The organism is Proteiniclasticum sp. (assembly GCF_032054185.1).
GTDB lineage: Bacteria > Bacillota > Clostridia > Clostridiales > Clostridiaceae > Proteiniclasticum.
Genome location: NZ_DAMBTF010000014.1, coordinates 14,312 through 30,076, shown reverse-complemented (window position 1 = coordinate 30,076; position 15,765 = coordinate 14,312). Strand labels below are relative to the sequence as shown.

The window sequence follows — 15,765 nt, the reverse complement described above, 5'->3', positions numbered from 1 at the left end:
TTACACCTCACATTCGTTTATGATGCGACGAACATCACCAGTCTCAACTCTACCGTAAACCTTGTCGTTGACCATAACGACAGGGGCTAGTCCGCATGCACCGACGCATCTTAGTGAGTCAATGGTGAAAATTCCATCAATGGAGGTCTCACCGGATTTCATTCTGAGCTGTGATTCAAATTCTCTTAGGATCTTATCCGCGCCACGCACAAAGCAGGCTGTCCCCATACAGACGTTGATGACATTTTTTCCTCTGGGCTCTGTGGTGAAATACGAATAGAAACTGACGACACCATAAATTTTTGCTTTAGGTACTGAAATCTTCTCGCTGATATGGCCCAGAAGCTCCTCGGAAATGTATCCGAACAGGTTCTGCGCATGATGGAGGACTTCAATAAGATCTGATTCTTTCGCATTTATTTTTAATATAAATGCATCCAGTTCCTGGATCTTTGGATTCTGTGATAAATTACACATTCTTCTCTCCCCTTGTTAAATATTTACCAAACAAAGTCATTATATAGCGGAACAGCCTTCATTTCAAGTATTTTCAGACCAGGGAAACTGGTAATTGTGTTATTGTTAAGATTTTGACAGTATATTTTCCATATCACCATTTACTTATGGATTTGAATGATAGAACCACGGTCCATCAGGAGACCGTTTCCGAGGCATTCATATCGGATTCTTTCTTCTAAAAGAAAGTTTTTCAGATCATGGCCGTAATGATATCTGGAGAGATCACCACTGATCAGCAGAATATCACCACTATTCCCGTGAACCAGCGAAAGCGCACCGCCTATAAAACCGTACGGAAAACCTGACAGAGAGACATTTGAGTGTTTTCTGTAAAAGACTTTCTTTCCATTTTGAACAAGCAGTTCAGCAATACCTCTGTCTTCAGTGACGAAGGCGCTGTTTCCCACATAAGCGCACGAGCACCTTGTATAACCCTGCCGGGTATGAATGAGTTTTCTTTGAGAATCATGTGCCAGATTCAGTAGAATACTATCCGTATTCTCGAGCTTGTGTAGAAAAAGATCTTCAGTAATCAGTGCGTTTAAAGAAATGTGATGAGGATAGGGGAGTCTCACGGAAGATTCACCTTTGACCAGATGACGGGCATGAGAAAAAATCTCACTGTATTTCGCGTGAGACAGATCATGATGACTGATCAGCGTCTGGTCAATGGAGGCGAACTGAAGATCAGGGTGACCATCTACAGCCTCGTAAAGCGCGCTGATCTTTTCAGTTGCGATAGGTTGGAAGCCCAGCTGCTGAAGTCTGTTCAGTTCGAAGTCACTGGTCCGGTAGTCGGTAATGAGATGGGATATCTGTCTGCTGCTACTCAAAATAGGAGTCACAGTCCGTATTCATGATGAAGATGGATACATCATCAACTCTTGCTCCGGAGAATATATTGATTTCATCTTTCAGTATTTCTGCAAGGACATGTTTTTCTTCAAGTGAGATCGGAGGGCAGGAGACGACATCGATATGGATGAAATCGCCTAAGTTCGACTCCATATCCGACCTGAATTCAGATTCATAAAACATGACTCTGACAGCTTTATCCGCCAGCGAGAACCTTCCACCGATACGATATACAATGCTCTGGATCAGCCTGTTCTTCCGTTCATGACCGCTGCATCTTGGAAAATGTAGTTTTATGGTCAGCATAATTGAAGTCCTCCTATTATTATTAAACTCATTATATCGTATTCTTCCATACAGTTACAGGCAAAGCCACCATTATACGTCTGTTCGATTTCAATGATATCCGCTTTGATTAAAATTTGTCTCTTCAGAAGCCTGGGATGCAATAAAGTTGACGCATGTCATTAGATTGTATATAATAAAGTCAATTAAAAATTCCGATCACGATGAACAGGACGAGTAATGACAGGAATCTTCGAAGAGAGGGCGGACCCGGCTGCAAGCTGCCTAAGATGACCATCATGAAAACCACCTGGGAGTGTAATACGAAGACGAGAGTATAAGTATTTACGTTTGCCGCGTTAAGGTATTTAAGCGAAGTGATGATACATCACTTTAATTAGGGTGGAACCACGATGACTCGTCCCTTTCCAGGGATGGGTCTATTTTATTTTATTGGAGGAGATAACATGATCAATCTGAAACTGAAAGACGGCAATATCATACAGGTCGAAAAGGGCTCAACTGTAAAAGATGCTGCCTTCGCCATCTCATCCGGCCTAGGCCGCGCAGCTATGGCAGGAAAGGTAAACGGAAAGAGAGTAGACCTGCGCTATGTGCTTGAAGAGGATGCTGAACTTGAAATCAGGACCTTTGACGACGAGGACGGAAGACATGCTTTCAGGCATACTTCATCCCACATCCTGGCTCTGGCTGTAAAAAGACTGTTTCCAGGAGTGAAGCTAGCCATCGGGCCTGCCATTGAAGAAGGCTACTACTACGATTTTGATAAGGAAGGAAGCTTCACCGCAGAAGATCTTGTGAGAATCGAAGAAGAGATGAAAAAGATCGTAAAGGAAGACCTTCAGCTCGAACGCTACACACTACCAAGAAATGAAGCGCTGAAGCTAATGGAAGATATGGGTGAACCTTACAAGGTTGAGCTCATCAATGATCTGCCTGAAAATGAAGTGCTTTCATTCTACAAGATGGGTGAATTCACTGATCTTTGTGCAGGACCGCATATTCTTTCCACAAAATCCGTCAAGGCTTTCAAGCTTACACAGGTAGCAGGTGCTTACTGGAGAGGTTCGGAAAAGAACAAGATGCTATCAAGAATCTACGGCACATCATTCCCTAAGAAGAATGAACTAGACGAATATCTTGCCAAAGTGGAAGAAGCCAAGAAACGTGACCACAACAAGCTGGGCAGAGAGCTGGACATCTTCACGTCCTCCGATCTCATCGGACAGGGACTTCCTCTGTTCAAGCATAAAGGAACAAAGATCCTTCAGGTGATGAAAAGATTCATAGAGGATGAAGAAGAGAGCAGAGGTTATGAGTATACTCAGACACCGCTCATGTCAAAATCGGATCTTTTCAAAATTTCTGGACATTGGGACCATTATAAGGACGGCATGTTCATCATGTGTCAGGATCCTCATGGACACGGCGATCTTTTCGGTGAGGACGTGGAAGGGGAAGTCATGGCTTTAAGACCGATGACCTGTCCGTTCCAGTTCGCCATCTACAATTCCGATCAGCACAGCTACAGAGATCTGCCCATCAAGATGGGGGAAACTTCCACTCTGTTCAGAAACGAGTCTTCAGGAGAAATGCATGGCCTGACAAGAGTCAGACAGTTTACCATTTCTGAAGGACATCTGATTGTAAGACCTGATCAGCTGGAAGAGGAATTCAGAGGTGTACTTGACCTGACAAACTATGTCATGGAGACACTGGGTATTAAAGAGGACATCACTTACCGCTTCTCCAAATGGGATCCTAAGGACACTCATAAATACATCAACAATCCTGAAGCGTGGGAAAGTACTCAGAATATCATGAGAGAAATCCTCAATCATGCAGGCATCGATTATGTCGAAGCTGAAGGTGAAGCGGCTTTCTACGGACCTAAACTGGATCTTCAGATGAAGAACGTGCACGGAAAAGAAGATACAATCATCACAGTTCAGATTGACTTCGCTCTGCCTGGCAGATTCAATATGACTTATGTAGACAGCGACGGGCAGAAGAAGCATCCGTTTGTCATCCATAGAACATCCATCGGATGCTATGAGAGAACACTTGCGATTCTCATCGAAAAGTATGCCGGAGCAATGCCGCTATGGCTTGCACCTGTTCAGGTTAAGCTTCTTCCGATCTCCGAGAAATATCACGATTATGTGGAAAAGGTTCTTGCCGAGATGAAGAAAAAGGGAATCAGAGCTGAAATGGATGGAAGAAACGAGAAAATCGGTTATAAAATCCGTGAAGCCAGAAATGAAAAGATACCTTATTTCGTCGTCATAGGCGAACAGGAACAGGAAACAGGAACACTTTCTGTAACAAGCCGTGAAAAGGGCGATGAAGGAAAAATCGACATGAAATCATTCATCGAAAGAGTGGTCCATGAAGACGAAACAAGATTCAATTATCATTTTGCCGAAAAAGATAACAAAGAGCAGAATTAGAGGTCACGAATTGAATAAATGTGTTGAATGTGGCAAAGAAGGTGACACACACCATATCATTCATAAAGATGAAGGCGGCCTTGAATATCCGCTGAACAGGATCTATCTCTGTGATGAGCATCACAGGGGACAATATGGTCCTCACCGAGATTCCGAAGTGGATATGGAATATAAGAAAGAACTGCAGAGTAAACTGCATGACCTTTTTCCGGAGACCTTCTACAGGGAAGAGGAAATCAGAAAAAGAGCGCAGCTTTCTAACAGTCTTCTGAGAAACCTTGTGAAAACCCTGAAAAGAGATAAGGAAGGCTTCAGAAAAGTAGACATCATAGACTTTCTCATGAGCGGATACCAGCTGGTCGAGGATGAAGAACATGATTTTCTTATCTGACTCATGTCTCGCTTGGAATCCGGATTAAGAAAGACGCAAGATAATTTGCGTCTTTCTTCTTTGGAAAAAAGACTTGACTCTTTCTCTCTAAATGATATCTTTTATATAGAAAAGTTTATATCAGGAGGAAAAGCATGAAAGCAGCAGTGATTTACTCTTCGAAAACCGGATACACCAAAAAATACGCCGACTGGATTGCAGAAGAACTTTCCGTTGAGGCGTATGATCTGAAGAAACTCAGTAAACCGTATGAGGTGCTTTCGGATAAGGAAGTCCTTATCTATGGCGGAGGACTATACGCCATCGGTATCAACGGGCTTAAAGATATCCTCACCCCGGAGAGAGCAGGCTCTCTTAAAAAGATCGTGATATTCACTACGGGGCTGTCTCACGATTCGTCGGAAGTGAGAAAAGAGATATACGAAAACAATCTGAAGCAGTATACTCAGAAGAACATTTCTCTGTACTACTTTCGCGGAGGTTTCGATTTCGCAAGACTCGGCTTTGTCGATAAGGTTCTTATGAGACTTCTGAAGCTGAAAATCACACGGAAGCAGAAGAAAGGAAACTCACTGACATCAGACGAAAAAGGAATGCTTGCAGTATTTCAACGTAAGGTTGATTTTACAGACAGGAAATCTTTGGATAAACTCATTTCGGAAATTCAATTAACTGAAGCATAACAGACCACGTACAAATAAAAGGACTGAATCATTAGGAGAAATATGAGAGATTTTATAATTGCAGCAGTTATCGGATACCTGCTGGGAAACATACAGACATCCTATATTTTAGGTAAATATGTCAGAAAAGTGGACATCAGAACATTGGGGCAAGGGAATGCAGGCGCATCAAACGCAGTAGAGTCGCTTGGATGGAAATTCGGCGCAGTTGTCGCGATCGTTGATGTGCTTAAGGGAGTAGCTGCTGTTCTGCTTGCCAGACAGCTGTTTAATGCAGGCTTTAATGCACAAGGCGCGCCAATTCTCTACATCGCAGGCTACTCTGCAGTCCTTGGACATATCTATCCGTTCTTTATGAACTTCAAGGGCGGAAAAGGCACTGCTACGATGATCGGCATCCTTCTGGGCATGAATCCCTTATATGGCCTCATCGGTATTCTGATCATCATCGCAACGACCTTCATCACTGATTATATTGTAGTGGGCACACTTGCACTGGTCTTCTATATTTCAGCCATGACGTTTTTCAAAGACATGGGTCTATTGCCCATAATCATCTCCGTTCTGGGCGGACTGCTCAGCCTGAAGCTTCACCTGCCTAATTACAGAAGAATACAGGAAGGTCGGGAAACAAAGCTGTCAGCAGTTCTTAAACGAGACAAGGCACACCGTTAACAGAGCTATGCATCAATTCAATGAAAAAGACTGAAGAGATCAGATTCTGATCGCTTCAGTCTTTTTCATTAAAACCAGATACTGATTTCATATTCCGCATTCTCCAAAGAATCTGATGCATGAACTGAATTCAGTGAATTGTCTATTCCGTACAGTGCTCTTATTGTCCCTTTAGCAGCCTCAGGCGGATTCGTTTTCCCGTTGATCTCGCGCACCAGAGAAATCGCATTCTCTCCACTCAGGACCATTGCCACTAGTGGACTTCTTGTAATATAGGTCATCAGCCTTTCGAAATAGGGTCTTCCCACATGTTCTTCATAATGTCTGCCGGCAAGATCGATGTCTGCATGAACCATTCTCAGTGCAGTCACCTTCAATCCTCTTTCTTCATACATACTGATGATTTTTCCGATAAGATTTCTTTCAACTGCATCGGGTTTGATGAGAACCAGTGTTTTTTCCATATATTTCTCCTAATCGCTTATTTTCTTCATTATATCAGCTGGCAGTGCTGATTTAAAGGATTTGCGATAAGTTAGGCCATGCCGTCTGCTATGTTATAATAATTGAAACAAAAGCGCACGAAGAGGTGATTAACTATGAAAACAAATGAGATCCATCCTTTCGGTCCGATTTATGATGAAAATTCCAGAGTGCTGATTCTTGGCAGTTTCCCATCCGTTAAATCCAGGAATGAAAAATTCTTCTATGCACACCCTCAGAACCGCTTCTGGAAAGTGATGAAAGCCGTCACAGGATATAATGGGGACATCAGCGAAATTGAAGGAAAAACCGCCATGCTCCTTGAAAACCATATTGCCCTCTGGGACACCATAGCAGCCTGTGAAATAGAGGGATCAAGTGACTTGAGCATTCGTAACGTCAAGGTAAACGATCTTTCTGTGATTCTTAGTCGCGCGGATATTAAAGCGGTATACTGCAACGGAAAAACTTCATATGAGCTGTACAGAAAATATCTGGAAAAAGATACGGGTATTTCTGCAGCAACACTCCCATCCACCAGTCCCGCCAATGCCTCATGGACACTGGAAAAACTCACCGGAAAATGGAAAGAGGAACTGTCTTCCTATATCATGAAATCTGTATAGCTATCCCTTATCTCTCGTGAGCAGCTTCCTATGCAGGTGATCGATCCCCGCTGCACCTATAGGTGCCGTGATGATGATTGCTAGGACAGCTACACTGAGAATGGTATTACCTGCCAGAACACCCTGACTTAGGGGTATTGTTCCAATAGCCGCCTGCACTGTGGCTTTTGGGAGATACGCGACTGCAGTGAAAAGCTTCTCCTTCAGATTAAGATCCGTCTTTAGAAGACTCAGAAATACACCTGCAGTTCTAAAAAGCAGTGCGGACAGAATCAGAATCACACTGCTCAGTCCGACACCTGAAAGGGCACGAATCTCAACAGCAGCACCCACCAGGACAAAGAGAAGTATTTCAGCACCTACCCATATTTTGGAGAATTTCCCAAGAAGCCTTTTCGCCAGATTTTCGTTATTCTTCAGTATGGTTCCACCAAGAGCCATCACTGCCAGAAGACCCGATAACGGAAGGATCGGAGCGATAAAATCTTCGAAAGTGACAAAGAGAAATGCCGCACTGAGAATGATGAGGACCTTGATGGTGTCTCTGATGTGCAGAATCCTGAAAACTCTGACCATGATGACGCCTGAGATGATGCCAAGAAGAAGACCTGACAGTACTGCAACGGGCAACGAAAGGAATACACCCGCACTCATCGCCGTCCCTTTATAGAGACCCATGAATGCTGTAAAGAGTATGATGACATAGATATCATCTACCGAGGCTCCGGCAAGTACCATCTGGGGAATACGTTTCTTCTTTCCATATCCGCTTTCCATGAGACGGATCATCCTTGGAACAACCACCGCAGGTGATACTGCACTAAGAACTGCACCCAGAATGAGTGCCTCGATGTAGGTAATTCCAAGCAGGAGCGGTGCCAGTAGTGTGACTGCAATAATTTCAAATGTTGCAGGCAGAAAACTCATGAATAGGGCAGGTCTGCCTACTTTTTTCAGGTCCTTGAGATCCAGCGTAATTCCTGCTCGAAGAAGAATGACAATCAGAGCGATCTCTCTTAAATCTTTTGAGATGCTTAAGATATCCGGAGAAATCAGATCAGAACCCTGAGGGCCAAGAAGAATTCCTGTAAAAATCAGACCGATGAGTCCTGGTATCTTGAACCGATTTAATATTCCACTTAAGGAAAAGCCGATAATGAGAATTAGTGAAAGACTAAATAACATAGAATACCTCCAAGTATTTCATATATGATGCCAAGTAAAAAAGCCGATGACTCTGCAAGGACTTGCAGAAGTCATCAGCTGTAACAAGCAGTCTTGGCAAATGCCATGGGAGAACTTCATTCCCAACTTTTCTATATTATCACAGGTTAAGAAGAGAATAAATACCTGCATAAAAAAACAGGTACCCTAAGGTACCTGCTGGAGAGTGATAGGGGTGTTTTGTAGTAATTATCTGTTTCTTCCGAAACCGTTGCCTCTGCCTGCGCCGTCTCTGTTTCCAAATCTGAATCCGCCACCGTTCATCATTCCGCCACCGTTCATCATGCCGCCGCCTAAGCCAGTTCCGTCACAGTTTTCCTGATTTTCTTCGATGTTCTTCAGGATTTCGTCTGCACGTTCTCTTGAAAGATTTCCTTCGGTCACACGCTCCTCAATGATTTCCTTCTTCTGTTCAAACAGCTCTACCTTGAATTCATCAAGCTTACCTGCTTCTGCAGCGATTTCACCGTAGGTTTTTCCATCCTCAAATCTCTCTTCAATGATTTCCTCAACGGATTTACCTGTGATACCTGCCAGAGCTTCCTGTGGTGAGTCATACTTTGCTGCTGCAAATACTGTGATGGATGTGATTCCCATTGCCAGTGTCAGAGCACCTGCTGCGACGATGTTTCTTACATTTTTCATTCTGTTTTCCTCCTTGAATACTTTTATGATTTTATCTGGTTCCTTTGTACAGTTATAATGTACCAATGGTTTGTGTCAATAATTTGTTTTTTTGTGGCATAATTCATGTTTACTTATAAAAAAAGCATAATAAAGACAAAATAATAGATTAGAATATAGCTATAAGAAACTTAAAGGAAAGGTGAACACTCATGCAGAAAATCCTTATAGCAGATGATAATAAACAGATCACTTCCATACTCAGCGAATATGCAAAAAATGAAGGCTACGAAGCAGACATCACTTATGATGGGCTTACGGCACTGGAACATTTCAGAAACGGTACTTACGATATCATCCTCCTTGATGTCATGATGCCAGGCATGGACGGATTCGAAGTCTGCAGAGAAATCAGAAAAACATCCAATATCCCGATCATTATGGTTACCGCAAGAGGGGAAGATTTTGAACGCATTATGGGCCTGGATATCGGTGCTGATGATTACATCATCAAGCCTTTTTCACCAGGTGAAGTCATGGCGAGAATCAGAGCCATCTTAAGAAGAATGGACACGCTGGAAGGCAAGAGCAAAAACATCTTTACTTATGATAATCTGAAAATCGATCTCGACAGTTTCATCGTTGAGGTTGACGGAGACCCTGTAAATCTCACAAAGAAGGAAATCGAGATTCTGTGGACGCTGACAACCAGCAAAAATAAACTTTTCACTCGAGAAAATCTTCTGAACAGCCTCTGGGGTTATGACTACTTCGGGGATTCCAGGACAGTTGATTCCCATATCAAAAGACTGAGAGCAAAACTGGAAGGCTATCAGCATCCCTCGTGGGAAATCAAGACCGTATGGGGTATGGGATATAAATTCGAGGTGAATGATGAAATATAGAATCACCCAGAAACTGGTTCTGCTCATCACATCACTGCTGCTCATTTTCTCCGTCATTATGGGACTGTCTTTTTCAGTACTCTTCAACAGACATATGGTTGATTTTCACCGGGATGATATGGCCAAAAGAGCTGAAATCATAGCCAGCACTTTCTCCGAATATCTGGGCACGACAAGCGGAACAGGCGGTCACGGCATGGGTATGTCCGGTATGAGGGGTTTTATGCCCTACCTGCAGGTTATTGATGATATCGCCATGGGAGATGTGTGGATCGTTGATGAAAACGAGGAATTCATACTTATGGGCAGAACTTCCCAGATCAACTACCGGGAACTTCCTGAAGCTGCAAGTGAGGTTATTGAAGCCGCAATGGAAGGCAAAATCTCCTTCAGTGAGGATTTCAGTGATGTGCTTGGTGTAAGGACCCTTACCGTTGGTGCTCCTGTTCCTGATGAAACGCAGACTCAGGCAGTGGTGCTACTTCATGCCCCAATTGGCGGATTGGAATCTGTCACCTTGAGCGGTCTGAGAATCTTTGCTGTAAGCAGTCTGGTCGCACTGGTTCTTTCCAGTATGCTTGCTGTCATACTCTCCATGAAATTCGTCAGACCACTTAAAAAGATGACAGCTGCTGCATCAAGACTTGGTGAAGGCGACTACAGCGCAAAAACCGACATTCGTCAGAATGATGAAATCGGAGATCTCGCCCTCACTCTGGACACTCTTTCGGAAAGACTGGATGAAGCTTCACGAGAAAGCGAGCGTCTGGAACAGTCAAGAAGAGATTTCATCGCAAGTATTTCCCATGAACTCAGGACACCAGTCACTGTACTTAGAGGTTCACTGGAAGCCCTGAAAGACAAAGTCATAAGAGATCCGAAACTTGTTGAGGAATATCATAATCAGATGCATCTTGAGATTCTCGCACTGCAGAGACTTGTCGATGATCTGCTCAGCCTGACCAAACTTCAGAATCCGGATTTTAAAATGCAGATGGAAGACGTCAACCTCAGTGAAGTTCTCAGTGATGTGGTCAGAAGCATGGGTACTGTGGCAAAGGAAAGGGACATCACGATTCTCTACAATAACCCCTATGATTTCCTTTCGTATCATGGCGATTATGGACGCCTGAGACAGATGATTATGGCTGTCCTTGATAATGCTGTGAAGTTTTCCAGGCACTCCAGTAAAGTGAGTGTTGACGTTTCATGTAGAGAAGACGAATGCAGAATTATGGTGGAAGATAATGGACAGGGAATTCAGAAGGAGGATCTGGACCGCGTATTTGAACGATTCTACCGCCATAAGGGTGCTGAAACCTTCACCGGTACAGGACTTGGACTCTCCATCGTCAAGGAAATTGCCGACCGCCATGGAATCCATATCGGCGTTAGTAGTGAACCTGAAGTTAAAACTGTATTCACATTCACCTTCACAGTAGGAAGATCATTACCATCTTCTTGATTTGTGCCTCACTATAAGGTATGATGGATCAGTGCTGAAAAACATTTCAATCTGCTGTTGACACAGCTTGACGATGTGCTATAATAGTACAGTACAAGAAGAAACTACCGTTTCTCACCTTACGACTCGCGTTGTACGGTTAACAATTCATTTCTTTAGTGAATTCGAGGACGGTATATACCGTCCTTTTTTAGCGTTCCGACGCTGGAAAAGGCATACTAATTCCGGAGGTGAAAATTATTAAACAAAACAACCCGATTAATTATGAAATAAGGGAAAAAGAAGTAAGACTTATTTCAAGCGAAGGCGAACAGATGGGTATAGTATCTTCAAAAGATGCCCTTAGACTAGCTGAGGAACAGAATCTTGACCTGGTCATGATCTCTCCGACCGCTAAGCCACCCGTATGTAAGATCATGGACTTCCATAAGTTTACATATGAGCAGTCTAAGAAGGAAAAAGAAGCCAAGAAAAATCAGAAGGTCATTACTTTAAAGGAAATCAGATTCAGTCCAAAGACTGAGGAACACGATATCACCATCAAGGCAAATAAAGCCAGAGAATTTCTTACAGATGGAGATAAAGTAAAAGTTACCGTAAGATTTAGAGGCCGTGAAGCAGCCTACGCAGAGAATGGATACAAAATTCTGAGTAATTTCGCAACAAAGCTAGAGGACGTTGGTACGATCGAAAAGCCATCTAAGATGGAAGGCCGTAATATGATCATGATACTGACTCCAAAGAAGTAACAAACTTTAGGAGGAATTAACTATGCCAAAAATGAAGACCCATAGAGGCGCAGCAAAGAGATTTAGAAAAACTGGAAGCGGAAAGCTCAAGAGAGGAAAAGCCTTCAGAAGTCATATCCTTACAAAGAAGTCATCTAAGAGAAAGAGAAACCTTAGAAAGACTGGGTATGTTTCTACAACTCAGGAAAAAGCAATGAGAAAGTTGCTACCATACCTATAAAAGAAGGATACAGGAGGATTAATAATGGCAAGAGTAAAAAGAGCCGTAAACGCTAAGAAAAATCATAGAAAAGTACTTAAGCTTGCAAAAGGATACTACGGTGCTAAGAGCAAGTTATTCAAGACAGCAAATGAAACTGTAATCAGAGCCCAGAGAAATTCATATATCGGAAGAAAGCTGAAGAAGAGAGACTTCAGAAGACTTTGGATCGCTAGAATCAACGCAGCTGCAAGACTGAATGGTCTAAGCTACTCAAGATTCATGAACGGTCTTAAGATTGCCGGAATCGACATCAACAGAAAGATGCTTTCAGAAATCGCAATCTACGACCCAAAGGCTTTCACTGTACTGGTTGAAACAGCTAAGTCAAAGCTGGCATAATAATAAAGGTCATTTGGTAACATACCAGATGACTTTTTTTAGTTGCAGGATTATGTGATGTTTCATAAACCATCGGAGATGACCTTCAAGAGATATGATGGAATATATCCATCAGCTGCAGTATAATATAAAAAATATGACCTTTTCGGACGATAAATAAATTATTGCACCATATTGAAATCGGCCTTTTAAAGTGTAGAATGTATTATATTGTAGACAACCGACGAGAAATATACTATTCAGAATAAAAGAGGTGCTAGTCATGGAAACAATCAAGAAAAAAAGAATGATCAGCCCGTTTAAGATACTGGCTATAGGATTTGCAACCGTCATACTGACAGGCGGCATTCTTCTGAGTCTCCCAGTCTCCAGTATCAGCGGTGAATCAACAAGTCTTCTGGACTCGATTTTCACTGCCACATCCGCTGTATGTGTAACGGGACTTGTTGTAGTAGATACAGGGACTTACTGGTCGTTATTCGGACAGGGTGTGATCCTCACACTGATCGAAATCGGAGGTCTCGGCTTCATGGCAATGTCCACGATCTTTGCACTTCTTGTAGGAAAAAGAATCTCCCTTCGAGAAAGACTCATCATGCAGGAAGCCTATAATACATTTACTCTTCAGGGAATTATCAGTCACGTAAGATACATGCTCATTTTTACGGTTACCGTACAGGGCATCGCATCACTGATCCTCATGACTCAGTTTATCCCGCTTTATGGAGTCGGAACAGGTATCTATTATGGTGTGTTCCATTCCATATCGGCATTCAACAATGCCGGATTTGACCTTCTAGGCGATTTCACTTCATTAACCGTCCTGAATGAAAACAAGATCATCCTGATTACCATTGGCATGCTCATAAATATAGGTGGACTTGGGTATCTTGTATGGAGAGAAATTTTCGGAAGTATAAAAACGAGAAAAAAGCTGAAGAATTTCAGTCTGCATACCAAGGTCGTTCTGATGATTTCTGCTGTGCTTCTCATAACCGGTACTCTGGCTATGCTGATATTTGAATGGAACAATCCGGTGACAATGGAACACATGACGTTCGGAAATAAGCTGACGAACTCATTTTTCTCAGCCACAACCCCCAGAACGGCGGGATTCAACAGCATCTCAAACTCTGACATGACTGCAGCCAGTAAGCTTGTGACGATGATCTACATGTTTATCGGAGGGTCTCCCGGATCTACCGCCGGTGGTGTGAAAACTACCACATTAGGCATTGTCATCTTCACACTGATCTCTGTTCTGAAAGGCAGAGACGAGACGGAAGTTTTCGGCAAGAGACTTAGCCAGCCGACCGTTTACCGTGCGGTTTCAGTATTCATGCTGGGTATATCCATTGTAATCGTCGGTGTGATGATCCTCTCTATATCGGAAGTGGGTGCAGCATTCGAAATAATTCTTTATGAGGTGCTTTCTGCATTCGGCACAGTAGGGCTTACTCAGGGTCTGACACCGACACTATCAATCACAGGTAGAGTCGTGATTACCATCATCATGTATCTAGGTAGAGTAGGACCGCTTACTGTTATGCTCGCACTGGCAGGTAAACAGGAGAAAGTAAACATCAAATATCCAGAAGGAAAACTTCTGATAGGTTAAGGAGAAAAAGGGATGAAATCAAAACAGTTTATTGTAATAGGACTTGGCAGGTTTGGGCAAAGCGTGGCTAAAACGCTTTTTGATATGGGATACGATGTGCTCGCAGTGGATGACGATGAGACCATCGTTCAGGAAATCGCAGATTCAGTCACCCATGCAGTAGCAATGGATGCGACCGATGAATATGCATTAAGGACCCTTGGCATCAGAAACTTTGACATAGCGGTCGTTTCCATCGGTACCAATATCCAGTCTTCAATCATGGTCACTCTGAACCTCAAAGAAGCGGGTGTCAAAAAAGTTGTAGCTAAAGCCACAAATGAAATGCATGCAAAACTTCTTTCTAAAATCGGCGCAGACCGCGTGATACTACCGGAAATGGATATGGGCATAAGAGTTGCTCATAATCTCGTATCCGCAAACATTCTCGATTTTATCGAGCTTTCTCCTGATTATTCCATTATAGAAGTCACTGCACCCAGCCACTGGATGAATCAGGATATCAAAACGCTTGATGTCAGAGCAAAATACGGCATCAACATTATGGCCATCAAATCAGAAGATAACATCAATATATCTCCAAGTGCGACGGATCAGATCAAAGAAGGCGATGTTCTGGTGATCATCGGTTCCATTAAAGATCTGTCTAAAATCGAAAGTCTGATCAGCAATGACTAATATTCAGCATATTGAAAGCAGAAACAACGGAAAAATCAGGGCATTCAAAAAGCTCAAGGAGAAAAAGCACAGAACGAAAGAGGGGTTATACCTTGTAGAAGGTTTCAGACTGCTCGAAGAGGCTTTTAAAGCGGGTAAAACAGTACACGCTGTCCTTTACACAGAAGAAAAGGAAGAGGATTTCAGCCGTTACATCAGACCCTACATTGAAAGAGAAGAGGTCTACCTGGCCAGTCAGGATGTCATCATGGAACTATCTTCAACTGTACATCCTCAGGGCATCATAGGAATCGTTTCCATCGACGAATCATCTTTTACAGATATTCCGATATCCTATGAAGATACTTCGCTTTTCATATACCTGGATGGGCTTCAGGACCCCGGGAATTTCGGTACGATCATAAGATCTGCCCATGCTTCAGGGGCAAAAGGCATCATACTGGGTAGAAATACTGTAGATGCATTCAGTGAAAAAGTGATTCGAAGCTCCATGGGCTCCATATTCCATATGCCCATCTACCAGAACGGGGAAGAAATGCTCAGTCGTCTGCTTGCAAAAGGATACCAGCTTGCAGTAACCAGTCTGCTTGCGAAGAAAAACCTCTATCATGAGGACCTCACCGGAAATCTTATTGTTGCCATAGGCAATGAAGGAAGTGGAATTACAGAAGAAATCGCACAGAAAGCCGATACACTTCTGAAAATACCCATGCCCGGAGGTGCTGAAAGCCTCAATGCTGCAGTAGCAGCCTCAATTGTGCTTTTTGAACGGGTGCGTCAGCTGGAATGGACGCAGTTTTCCTGAAGAATACAAATTACATATTGATAAATCTGTACATATCTTCTATAATAATGAAGATACAAATGAAATAATTATGCGTTGATAAAGAGAGTAGCTGCAAAAGCTTCTATT

At 42.9% G+C, this 15,765-nt stretch carries 19 protein-coding genes, 1 riboswitch and 3 other annotated features (1 of these 23 running past the window's edge); of the genes, 13 read left to right on the top strand and 6 right to left on the bottom strand.

Annotated elements, in window-relative coordinates; genetic code table 11:
- From RTX25_RS09205 to RTX25_RS09195, 3 genes are all read right to left on the bottom strand, one after another.
- Positions 1–477: an NAD(P)H-dependent oxidoreductase subunit E gene (locus RTX25_RS09205; protein WP_312652963.1), complete on the bottom strand. Its 477-nt coding sequence runs from the start codon at positions 475–477 to the stop codon at positions 1–3.
- Between the two features lie 140 nt (positions 478–617).
- The gene (locus RTX25_RS09200) at positions 618–1,352 is read right to left on the bottom strand and encodes a DUF6873 family GME fold protein (protein WP_312652961.1); all 735 of its coding nucleotides are present in this window, start codon (positions 1,350–1,352) and stop codon (positions 618–620) included.
- Positions 1,345–1,680, bottom strand: a complete 336-nt coding sequence (locus tag RTX25_RS09195) for a hypothetical protein (RefSeq protein ID WP_312652959.1) — start codon at positions 1,678–1,680, stop codon at positions 1,345–1,347. The genes RTX25_RS09200 and RTX25_RS09195 overlap by 8 nt, the downstream gene beginning before the upstream one ends.
- Positions 1,681–1,874: 194 nt before the next feature.
- Positions 1,875–2,088, top strand: a binding site (T-box leader).
- A gap of 38 nt (positions 2,089–2,126) precedes the next feature.
- Here RTX25_RS09195 and thrS point away from each other — a divergent pair.
- From thrS to RTX25_RS09175, 4 genes are all read left to right on the top strand, one after another.
- Positions 2,127–4,130 carry a threonine--tRNA ligase gene (thrS, locus tag RTX25_RS09190; protein ID WP_312652957.1) on the top strand — a complete coding sequence of 668 codons (2,004 nt, stop codon included), beginning with the start codon at positions 2,127–2,129 and terminating at the stop codon, positions 4,128–4,130.
- A 10-nt stretch (positions 4,131–4,140) separates the two neighbouring features.
- On the top strand, positions 4,141–4,521 hold the full coding sequence (locus tag RTX25_RS09185) for an HNH endonuclease signature motif containing protein (RefSeq protein WP_312652955.1): 381 nt from the start codon (positions 4,141–4,143) through the stop codon (positions 4,519–4,521).
- A gap of 134 nt (positions 4,522–4,655) precedes the next feature.
- Positions 4,656–5,204: a flavodoxin domain-containing protein gene (locus RTX25_RS09180; RefSeq protein ID WP_312652953.1), complete on the top strand. Its 549-nt coding sequence runs from the start codon at positions 4,656–4,658 to the stop codon at positions 5,202–5,204.
- 42 nt (positions 5,205–5,246) lie between these two features.
- The gene (locus tag RTX25_RS09175; protein WP_312652951.1) at positions 5,247–5,879 is read left to right on the top strand and encodes a glycerol-3-phosphate acyltransferase; all 633 of its coding nucleotides are present in this window, start codon (positions 5,247–5,249) and stop codon (positions 5,877–5,879) included.
- 68 nt (positions 5,880–5,947) lie between these two features.
- On the opposite strand, the gene ndk is transcribed toward RTX25_RS09175, so the two are convergent.
- A complete protein-coding gene (ndk, locus tag RTX25_RS09170) occupies positions 5,948–6,343 on the bottom strand; it encodes a nucleoside-diphosphate kinase (RefSeq protein WP_312652949.1) in 396 nt (131 codons plus the stop codon).
- A gap of 135 nt (positions 6,344–6,478) precedes the next feature.
- Between ndk and RTX25_RS09165 the strand changes: the two genes are divergently transcribed.
- Positions 6,479–6,988 (top strand): DNA-deoxyinosine glycosylase, encoded by a 510-nt coding sequence (locus tag RTX25_RS09165; RefSeq protein ID WP_312652947.1) that lies wholly within the window; start codon positions 6,479–6,481, stop codon positions 6,986–6,988.
- Here the strand turns inward: RTX25_RS09165 and RTX25_RS09160 are convergent, their stop codons facing one another.
- On the bottom strand, positions 6,989–8,173 hold the full coding sequence (locus RTX25_RS09160; RefSeq protein WP_312652945.1) for a cation:proton antiporter: 1,185 nt from the start codon (positions 8,171–8,173) through the stop codon (positions 6,989–6,991).
- 58 nt (positions 8,174–8,231) lie between these two features.
- Positions 8,232–8,306: riboswitch (Fluoride riboswitch) on the bottom strand.
- 95 nt (positions 8,307–8,401) lie between these two features.
- Positions 8,402–8,857, bottom strand: a complete 456-nt coding sequence (locus RTX25_RS09155; RefSeq protein ID WP_312652943.1) for a DUF2680 domain-containing protein — start codon at positions 8,855–8,857, stop codon at positions 8,402–8,404.
- 191 nt (positions 8,858–9,048) lie between these two features.
- Here RTX25_RS09155 and RTX25_RS09150 point away from each other — a divergent pair, with 191 nt between their 5' ends.
- The 8 genes from RTX25_RS09150 (at position 9,049) to RTX25_RS09115 (ending at position 15,657) form a co-directional block, all read left to right on the top strand.
- Entirely contained in the window at positions 9,049–9,741 is a 693-nt protein-coding gene (locus tag RTX25_RS09150) for a response regulator transcription factor (protein ID WP_312652941.1), read from the top strand.
- Positions 9,731–11,206, top strand: coding sequence for a HAMP domain-containing sensor histidine kinase (locus RTX25_RS09145; protein WP_312652939.1), 1,476 nt, complete (start codon positions 9,731–9,733; stop codon positions 11,204–11,206). Before RTX25_RS09150 ends, RTX25_RS09145 begins: the two co-directional genes overlap by 11 nt.
- Positions 11,207–11,295: 89 nt before the next feature.
- Positions 11,296–11,404: a sequence feature (ribosomal protein L20 leader region), on the top strand.
- A gap of 32 nt (positions 11,405–11,436) precedes the next feature.
- Positions 11,437–11,955, top strand: a complete 519-nt coding sequence (gene infC, locus RTX25_RS09140; RefSeq protein WP_312652937.1) for a translation initiation factor IF-3 — start codon at positions 11,437–11,439, stop codon at positions 11,953–11,955.
- A gap of 22 nt (positions 11,956–11,977) precedes the next feature.
- Positions 11,978–12,175: a 50S ribosomal protein L35 gene (gene rpmI / locus RTX25_RS09135; RefSeq protein WP_031576107.1), complete on the top strand. Its 198-nt coding sequence runs from the start codon at positions 11,978–11,980 to the stop codon at positions 12,173–12,175.
- 24 nt (positions 12,176–12,199) lie between these two features.
- Positions 12,200–12,556: a 50S ribosomal protein L20 gene (rplT, locus tag RTX25_RS09130; protein WP_312652935.1), complete on the top strand. Its 357-nt coding sequence runs from the start codon at positions 12,200–12,202 to the stop codon at positions 12,554–12,556.
- A gap of 262 nt (positions 12,557–12,818) precedes the next feature.
- Positions 12,819–14,174 carry a potassium transporter TrkG gene (locus RTX25_RS09125; protein ID WP_312652933.1) on the top strand — a complete coding sequence of 452 codons (1,356 nt, stop codon included), beginning with the start codon at positions 12,819–12,821 and terminating at the stop codon, positions 14,172–14,174.
- Between the two features lie 12 nt (positions 14,175–14,186).
- Positions 14,187–14,852, top strand: coding sequence for a TrkA family potassium uptake protein (locus RTX25_RS09120; RefSeq protein ID WP_312652931.1), 666 nt, complete (start codon positions 14,187–14,189; stop codon positions 14,850–14,852).
- On the top strand, positions 14,845–15,657 hold the full coding sequence (locus RTX25_RS09115) for an RNA methyltransferase (RefSeq protein ID WP_312652929.1): 813 nt from the start codon (positions 14,845–14,847) through the stop codon (positions 15,655–15,657). The genes RTX25_RS09120 and RTX25_RS09115 overlap by 8 nt, the downstream gene beginning before the upstream one ends.
- 66 nt (positions 15,658–15,723) lie before the next feature.
- Positions 15,724–15,765: a binding site (T-box leader), on the top strand (it continues 176 nt past the right edge of the window).